At 70.1% G+C, this 6,074-nt stretch carries 8 protein-coding genes; 3 read left to right on the forward strand and 5 right to left on the reverse strand.

The window, feature by feature from the left end:
- Both Q0588_RS05960 and Q0588_RS05965 read right to left on the reverse strand, forming a co-directional pair.
- Positions 1–896 (reverse strand): FAD-binding protein (locus tag Q0588_RS05960; RefSeq protein ID WP_298744634.1); only part of this gene is annotated, 896 nt, incomplete at its 3' end.
- Positions 896–1,675, reverse strand: a complete 780-nt coding sequence (locus Q0588_RS05965; RefSeq protein WP_298744635.1) for an electron transfer flavoprotein subunit beta/FixA family protein — start codon at positions 1,673–1,675, stop codon at positions 896–898. The genes Q0588_RS05965 and Q0588_RS05960, both read right to left, overlap by 1 nt.
- A gap of 124 nt (positions 1,676–1,799) precedes the next feature.
- Here Q0588_RS05965 and Q0588_RS05970 point away from each other — a divergent pair, with 124 nt between their 5' ends.
- Entirely contained in the window at positions 1,800–2,132 is a 333-nt protein-coding gene (locus tag Q0588_RS05970; protein ID WP_298744636.1) for a hypothetical protein, read from the forward strand.
- A 5-nt stretch (positions 2,133–2,137) separates the two neighbouring features.
- On the opposite strand, the gene Q0588_RS05975 is transcribed toward Q0588_RS05970, so the two are convergent.
- On the reverse strand, positions 2,138–2,710 hold the full coding sequence (locus Q0588_RS05975; protein WP_298744637.1) for a cob(I)yrinic acid a,c-diamide adenosyltransferase: 573 nt from the start codon (positions 2,708–2,710) through the stop codon (positions 2,138–2,140).
- Positions 2,711–2,714: 4 nt separating this feature from the next.
- Positions 2,715–2,921, reverse strand: coding sequence for a twin transmembrane helix small protein (locus tag Q0588_RS05980; RefSeq protein WP_298744638.1), 207 nt, complete (start codon positions 2,919–2,921; stop codon positions 2,715–2,717).
- 185 nt (positions 2,922–3,106) lie between these two features.
- Here Q0588_RS05980 and Q0588_RS05985 point away from each other — a divergent pair, with 185 nt between their 5' ends.
- Complete coding sequence (locus tag Q0588_RS05985; RefSeq protein ID WP_298744639.1) at positions 3,107–3,322, forward strand: hypothetical protein; 216 nt, start codon at positions 3,107–3,109, stop codon at positions 3,320–3,322.
- Positions 3,323–3,441: 119 nt separating this feature from the next.
- Here the strand turns inward: Q0588_RS05985 and ahcY are convergent, their stop codons facing one another.
- The gene (gene ahcY / locus Q0588_RS05990; protein WP_298744640.1) at positions 3,442–4,833 is read right to left on the reverse strand and encodes an adenosylhomocysteinase; all 1,392 of its coding nucleotides are present in this window, start codon (positions 4,831–4,833) and stop codon (positions 3,442–3,444) included.
- Between the two features lie 179 nt (positions 4,834–5,012).
- Between ahcY and bioB the strand changes: the two genes are divergently transcribed.
- Positions 5,013–6,008, forward strand: coding sequence for a biotin synthase BioB (gene bioB, locus Q0588_RS05995; protein WP_298744642.1), 996 nt, complete (start codon positions 5,013–5,015; stop codon positions 6,006–6,008).
- The last annotated feature ends 66 nt before the right edge of the window (positions 6,009–6,074 follow it).

A 6,074-nucleotide genomic window follows, 5' to 3' on the forward strand; every position in this document is an offset into this window, starting at 1 on the left:
GTCCTGTAGTCGGCGACCCAGCCGAAGTCGGCGACCTGGAAGATCGGGGCGTCGGCGTCCTTGTTGATGGCGACGATGATCCCGGAGTCCTTCATCCCGGCCAGGTGCTGGATGGCGCCGGAGATGCCGATGGCGATGTAGAGGGCCGGGGCGACCACCTTGCCGGTCTGGCCGACCTGGTAGTCGTTGGGGGCGTAGCCGGCGTCGACGGCGGCGCGCGAGGCCCCGACGGCGGCGCCGAGCCGGTCGGCCAGCGGGTCCATGACGGCGTGGAACTCCTCGGCCGAGCCCATGGCCCGGCCGCCGGAGACGACGATCCTGGCCGCGCCCAGTTCCGGACGGTCGGACTTGACCATCTCCTCGCTGACGAAGCCGGCCCCGCCGGCCCCGGCGCCCGGGACGGTCTCGATGGGGGCCGAACCGCCCTCGGCCGCGGCGTCGAAGGCGGTCGGGCGGACGGTGATGACCTTGCTGGCGTCGGAGGTCTGGATGGTCTCCAGGGCGTTGCCGGCGTAGATCGGGCGCACGAAGGTGTCGGGGCCGACCACCTCGACGATGTCGGAGATCGGGGCGACGTCCAGCCTGGCGGCGATGCGCGGCATGAAATTCTTGCCGTCGTTGCTGGCCGGCGACAGGAAGGCGTCATAGCCGTCGGCGAGACCCATGACGGTGGCCTCGACGGCCTCGGCCAGGCGGTGGGCCAGGGCGTCGGACTCGGCCAGCAGGACCTTGCGCACCCCGGCGATCTTCGCGGCGCTGTCGGCGGCGGCCCTGGCGGCCTGGCCGACGACGAGGATGTCGACCTCGCCGCCCAGTCTGGAAGCGGCGGTGACGGTCTTGCGGGTGGTCTCCCGGACGGCGGCGCCGTCGTGGTCGGCGATGACGAGCACGGCCATTACAGCACCCCCGCGGTCTTGAGTCTGGCGACCAGGTCGGCCGCGTCGGTCACCTTGACGCCCGCGCCCCGCTTCGGCGGCTCGGCGACCTTGAGGACCTTGAGGCGCGGCGCGACGTCGACGCCGTAGTCGGCGACCGCCCTGACGGCGATCTCCTTCTTCTTGGCCTTCATGATGTTGGGCAGGGAGGCGTAGCGCGGCGTGTTGAGGCGCAGGTCGACGGTGACCACGGCCGGCAGGGCGGCGGCGACGGTCTGCAGCCCGCCGTCGACCTCGCGGGTGACGGTGGCCCTCCTTTCACCAGACTGGCCGCCGTCGATGACGATCTTCGAGGCGAAGGTGGCCTGGGGCCAGTCGAGCAGGGCGGCCAGCATCTGGCCGACGGCATTGTTGTCGCCGTCGATCGACTGCTTGCCCATCAGCACCAGATCGGGCTTCTCCTCGTCGATCACCGCCTTGAGCAGCTTGGCGACGGCGAGGGGTTCGAGGTCGGCGTCGGACTGGATCAGTAGGCCGCGGTCGGCGCCCATGGCCAGGGCGGTGCGGATGGTCTCCTGGGCCTGGGGGACGCCGATGGAGACGACGACGATCTCGTCGGCCGTGCCGGCGGCGTGATGCTCCTTGCCCTCCTTCAGGCGCACGGCCTCCTCGACGGCGATTTCGTCGAACGGGTTCATGCTCATCTTGACGTTGGCCAGATCGACGCCGGTCTGGTCCGCCTTGACGCGGGCCTTGACGTTCGAGTCGATCACCCGTTTGACGGGGACGAGTACCTTCATTGCGCTGTCCATGAGATGGCCGGAATGTGCGGGCAGGGAATGGAACGCCTGCCCCGGCCTGTCAACGTAACGCCGCGTCAACGGGCCCGCGGCCCGATGTCCGGATCAAGAGCGGAACCCAGCGATGCATCGCCTGCTGACCATGAAGCGACTGAGCGTGCTGTTCCTGGCCACCTTCGCGGTGCTGGTCGGCGGGGCCCTGGCCTACCAGGCCCTGGTGGTCGCGCCGGAGACGCGCTGCGAGCAGGACGGCGGCTGGTGGGACCGCGAGGGCGGAATCTGCGCCCGGCCGATCTCGATCGCCGAAAAGATCGAGGAGCTGAAAGGCATGAGCCGGGCCGAGGCCTCGGACGCCAAGAACCGGGAGCTGGTGGCGCTGGAGGACCGGCTGGCGGCGGCCAGGGCGGCGCGGGACGCCGAGGTGCGGCGCCAGCGCGAGGCGCTGGCCGGCCGCTGAGGGCCTCAGCGCGTCGCGCCGGGGGCCCATTTGACGTCGTCGGCCCCGTGGGCGTTGGCCCGGCGGGCGGCGACGAACAGGTGATCCGAGAGCCGGTTCAGGTAGCGCAGGGCGGCCGGCGACAGCCCGCACCCCGACTCCCGCGCGCGGATCGCCTCGCGCTCGGCCCGGCGGCAGACGGTGCGGGCCAGGTGCAGGTGGGCCGACAGGGGCGAGCCGCCGGGCAGGATGAAGCTGTCGAGCGGCTCCTGACTCTCGTTCATCCAGTCGATCTCCTGCTCCAGCCGTTCGACCTGGCCGTCGAGGATGCGCAGGGCCTCCCATTTCGGCGGCGGGTCGTGCGGGGTGGCGAGGTCGGCGCCGAGGTCGAACAGCTCGTTCTGGATCCGCCCCAGCATGGCGTCGACGCGGTCGTTCTGGCCCGAGTGCAGCCGGGCCAGGCCGATCACGGCGTTGAGCTCGTCGACGGCGCCGTAGGCCTCGACCCGGGGATCGGTCTTGGACACCGGGGCGCCGGAGGCCAGCCGGGTGTCGCCGCCGTCGCCGGTCCTCGTATAGATGCGGTTGAGGACGACCATGCGCTCAGGCTCCGTGCGTCGATTTCCACCACATGGCCACGACCAGCAGCGCCACGGCCAGGGCCTGCAGGGCGACCCTGAGCCGCATCAGCCGGTTGGAGCGCGAGCGCGCCTCCGGCCCGGTCCCGTACAGCGAGCGGATGCCGAAGGCGAGGGTGACGGCGACGGCCGCGACGGCCACGAGGATGAGGATGTCGAACAGGTTTGCCATGATCGTCTTCTAGGCGCGGGCCGGGCGCGGCGCCAGCGGCCCGCTGAACCGGAGCGTCCGTCGGGGGGACGCGGGGGGCGATGCGCCGATACAGCCGGACCCGCCCGCCCCGACAAAACTGTCGGAAAGCCGTCACAGGAACGAGTGGTCGGTCAGGTAGTTCAGGGCGGCCGAGCGAGGACCCCATGGACTGCTACTATTGCATCGTCGGCACGGCTGAAGACCCGGTCGCCGAGCTGTGCGTGCTGGACGCGCGGGACGACGGCGCGGCGCTCGCCGGCGCGCTGAGAGTCGCCGAAGACGTCGCCGGCTGGGAGCGGGTCGACATCTACGCCGGCGAGCGGGCGGTCGGTCGCGTCGAACGCGCCGCCGCGACGCCGAAGCTGCCGCTGGCGGCCTGAGCCGGCCCGGAACGCCGCCTCGCGGCGTCCGGGACGAAGGGGCGGCGTCGCTGGTCCCTGGAGCCTGATTCACGGCATCGGCGGAATCGCGAAGCGAGTCCGCCTCAACCGATCAGGCTCTAGTAGCGGTAGTGGTCCGGCTTGAACGGACCCGTGACCGGCACCGAGATGTAGTCGGCCTGTTCCGGCTTCAGCGTGGTCAGCCGGGCGCCCAGCTTGTCGAGGTGCAGGCGGGCGACCTTTTCGTCCAGATGCTTGGGCAGGACATAGACCTGGTTCCGGTAGGCGGCCCTGTTGGTCCACAGCTCGATCTGGGCCAGGGTCTGGTTGGTGAAGGACGCCGACATGACGAAGGACGGGTGGCCGGTGGCGTTGCCGAGGTTCACCAGCCGGCCCTCGGACAGCAGGATGATCTTCTTGCCGTCCGGGAATTCGATGTGGTGGACCTGCGGCTTGATCTCGTCCCATTTGAAATTCTTCAGGCCGGCGACCTGAATCTCCGAGTCGAAATGGCCGATGTTGCAGACGATGGCGTTGTTCTTCATCGCCCGCATGTGATCGACGGTCAGGACGTCCTTGTTGCCGGTGGCGGTGACGAAGATGTCGGCCTCGGCGGCCACGTCCTCAACGGTGACGACCTCATAGCCCTCCATCGCCGCCTGCAGGGCGCAGATCGGGTCGATCTCGGTGACCTTGACCCGGGCCCCGCCGTTGCGCAGCGAGGCGGCCGAGCCCTTGCCCACGTCGCCATAGCCGCAGACCACCGCCACCTTGCCCGACAGCATCACGTCGGTGCCGCGGCGGATGGCGTCGACCAGCGATTCCCGGCAGCCGTACAGGTTGTCGAACTTGGACTTGGTGACGCTGTCGTTGACGTTGATGGCCGGGAACGGCAGCTCGCCGCGCTCGGCCATCTGGTAGAGGCGGTGGACGCCGGTGGTGGTCTCTTCCGAGACGCCGCCGATGGCGTCGCGGATGGCCGAATAGAAGCCGGGCTTCTCCTTCAGATACCGCTTCATGGTGGCGTAGAGGGCCTCCTCCTCCTCGTTCTGCGGGTTGTCGAGCACCGAGGGGTCCTTCTCGGCCCTGGGCCCGAGCACGCACAGCAGGGTGGCGTCGCCGCCGTCGTCGAGGATCAGGTTCGGATAGCCGCCGTCGGCCCATTCGAAGATCCTGTGGGCATAGTCCCAGTATTCGACCAGGGTCTCGCCCTTGACGGCGAAGACCGGGGTGCCGGCGGCGGCGACGGCGGCGGCGGCGTGGTCCTGGGTCGAGAAGATGTTGCACGAGGCCCAGCGCACCTCGGCGCCGAGGGCTTCCAGCGTCTGGATCAGCACCGCCGTCTGGATGGTCATGTGCAGGGAGCCGGCGATTCGCGCGCCCTTCAGCGGTTGCGCCGCCCCGTATTCCGCCCGCAGCGCCATCAGGCCGGGCATCTCGGTCTCGGCGATGGCGATTTCCTTTTCGCCGTAGCCGGCAAGGGAGATGTCGCGGACGATGTAGTCGGTCATGGAGGGCTCCGGAGCGGGCGCGGCTGGCGAGGGTCGGCGGCCGTATAGCCGCCCGTCGTCGACCGGGCAAGAAACATATAAGGATGTCCTTATATGACACGACAGCCAGCCGGGGACGGGCGAGGCGGCGTCGACGGCCTGACTTGCGCTCTCCGCCGACCTGTCGCAGGGAAGGCGGCATGACCCGCGACCTGTCGATCCCCCGCCATGACTGGACCCTGGAAGAGGTCGAGGCGCTGTTCGCCCGCCCCTTCATGGAGCTGGTGTTCGAGGCCGCGACCGTGCACCGGCGCTGGTTCGACCCGTCCGAGGTGCAGAAGAGCCAGCTGCTGTCGATCAAGACCGGCGGCTGCGCCGAGAACTGCGGCTACTGCTCGCAGTCGGCCAGTTTCGACACCGGTCTGAAGGCCGAGAAGCTGATGGACGCGACGGCGGTGCTGGCCGAGGCCATGGCGGCGAAGGCCGGCGGGGCCAGCCGCTTCTGCATGGGGGCGGCCTGGCGGGAGCTGAAGGACCGCGACACGCCGAAGCTGGCGACGATGATCGCCGGGGTGAAGGCCCTGGGGCTGGAGACCTGCGCGACCCTGGGCATGCTGACCGCCGACCAGGCGCGGCAGCTGAAGGCGGCGGGGCTGGACTATTACAACCACAACCTCGACACCGGGCCGGCGTACTACGCCGAGGTGGTGACGACGCGGACCTATCGGGACCGGCTGGAGACGCTGCAGCATGTCCGCGAGGCGGGCATGAGCACCTGCTGCGGCGGCATCGTCGGCATGGGCGAGGCGCGGCGCGACCGGGCCGGCCTGCTGCACGCCCTGGCCACCCTGCCCGAACATCCCGACAGCCTGCCGGTCAATGCGCTGGTGCCGGTCACCGGCACGCCGCTGGGCGACCGGGTGAAGCGCGAGGGCGAGATCGATCCGATCGAATTCGTGCGGACGGTGGCGGTGGCGCGGCTGGTCTGCCCGAAGGCCATGGTGCGGCTGTCGGCCGGGCGCGAGACGATGAGCGCCGAGATGCAGGCGCTGTGCTTCCTGGCCGGGGCCAATTCGATCTTCGTCGGCGGCAGGCTGCTGACCACGCCGAACCCGGAACAGGACGAGGACGCGGCCCTGTTCGCCCGGCTGGACCTGAGGCCGATGGAGCCGGTCGCGGTCGAGGCGGCGGCGTAACCGGGCCTTAAGCGCCCTGTGCCAGCGTCCCGGCATGGACAGACGCGCCCTGCTCGGACTGAAGGA

It is taken from the genome of uncultured Brevundimonas sp. (assembly GCF_937870815.1).
In the GTDB taxonomy this organism is placed as follows: domain Bacteria; phylum Pseudomonadota; class Alphaproteobacteria; order Caulobacterales; family Caulobacteraceae; genus Brevundimonas.